Origin of the sequence: Promicromonospora kroppenstedtii DSM 19349 (assembly GCF_000515355.1) — a bacterium.
Taxonomy (GTDB): domain Bacteria; phylum Actinomycetota; class Actinomycetes; order Actinomycetales; family Cellulomonadaceae; genus Promicromonospora; species Promicromonospora kroppenstedtii.
Genome location: NZ_KI911641.1, coordinates 141811 through 143099 on the forward strand (window position 1 = coordinate 141811; position 1289 = coordinate 143099).

Annotated in this window: 2 protein-coding genes; both read left to right on the forward strand. The window is 76.3% G+C overall.

Annotated features, from left to right (window positions below):
• The first annotated feature begins 142 nt into the window (after positions 1-142).
• Positions 143-763 carry a riboflavin synthase gene (locus tag PROKR_RS08540; protein ID WP_036961875.1) on the forward strand — a complete coding sequence of 207 codons (621 nt, stop codon included), beginning with the start codon at positions 143-145 and terminating at the stop codon, positions 761-763.
• An 80-nt stretch (positions 764-843) separates the two neighbouring features.
• On the forward strand, positions 844-1289 hold a 446-nt coding region (locus PROKR_RS08545; RefSeq protein WP_036962054.1), incomplete at its 3' end, for a 3,4-dihydroxy-2-butanone-4-phosphate synthase.

Below are 1289 nucleotides of genomic sequence, written 5' to 3' on the forward strand. Positions count from 1 at the left end.
GGATCGCGCCTGCGCCCGCCCCCGCCCCCGCCGCCCCTGCCGCCTCTGCCTCTGCCGGCGCCGCCGTCGGCGAGATCGAGAACGGCTCTGTCCCCACCGCCCAGCACGGCCGGCCCCGCCGGCACACCGAGGAGGAGATCTGATGTTCACGGGAATCGTCGAGGAGCTCGGCTCAGTGGTCGCGCTCGACCGGCCCGAGGACGCCGCGGGAGAAGACGCTCCCGACGCCGTCCTGACCGTCGCGGGCCCGCTGGCCACGTCGGACGCCCGCCCCGGCGACTCGATCGCCGTCGACGGCGTCTGCCTGACCGTCACCACGGTGGCGGACGGCGCGTTCGTGGCCGAGGTGATGCCGGAGACGCTGCGCCGCACGTCGCTCGGCGGCCTGGTCCCGGGCGCCCGGGTCAACCTGGAGCGGGCCCTGCCGGCGAACGGCCGGCTGGGCGGGCACGTGGTGCAGGGGCACGTCGACGGCGTGGCCACGCTCGTGGGCCGCACGCCCGGTCCGCGCTGGGACGACCTCGAGTTCGCCGCTCCCGCCGCGCTGACCCGGTACGTCGCGGAGAAGGGCTCCGTGGCGCTGTCCGGCGTCTCGCTCACGGTCACCTGGGTGTCCGACGACGGCTTCGGCGTCTCGCTGATCCCGACGACGCTGGCCGCCACGACGCTGGGCGGCCTGGCCCCGGGCGACGCGGTGAACGTCGAGGTCGACGTGCTCGCCAAGTACGTCGAACGGCTCATGGCGGCGGGAGCCGCGCGATGACCGGGGCGGGCGTGACCGCGCCCGTCGACGCGGGAGCCGAGCGTCCGGTAGCGGACGACCTGCTCAGGACGGAAGAGCTGATGGCGCGTGCCCTCGCCGAGCTCGCCGCGGGCCGTCCCGTGCTCGTGGCGGACGACGCCGGCCGGGAGAACGAGGTCGACGTCGTGCTGGCCGCGGGCGTCGCGACGCAGCAGTGGGTCGCCTGGACGGTGCGGCACTCGTCCGGATACCTGTGTGCGCCGATGCCGGCGCACCGGGCGGACGCCCTGGAGCTGCCGCTCATGGTGGAGCGCACCGAGGACCCGCTGCGCACGGCCTACACGGTGTCGGTGGACGCCGTGGGGGTGTCGACCGGGATCTCGGCGGCCGACCGGGCACTGACCATGCGGGTGCTCGGCGACCCGGCGTCCGTCGCGGGTGACCTGATCCGGCCTGGGCACGTGCTGCCGCTGCGGGCGCGCCCGGGCGGGGTGCTGGAGCGCCCCGGGCACACGGAGGCCGCCGTGGACCTGGTGCGGCTCGCGGG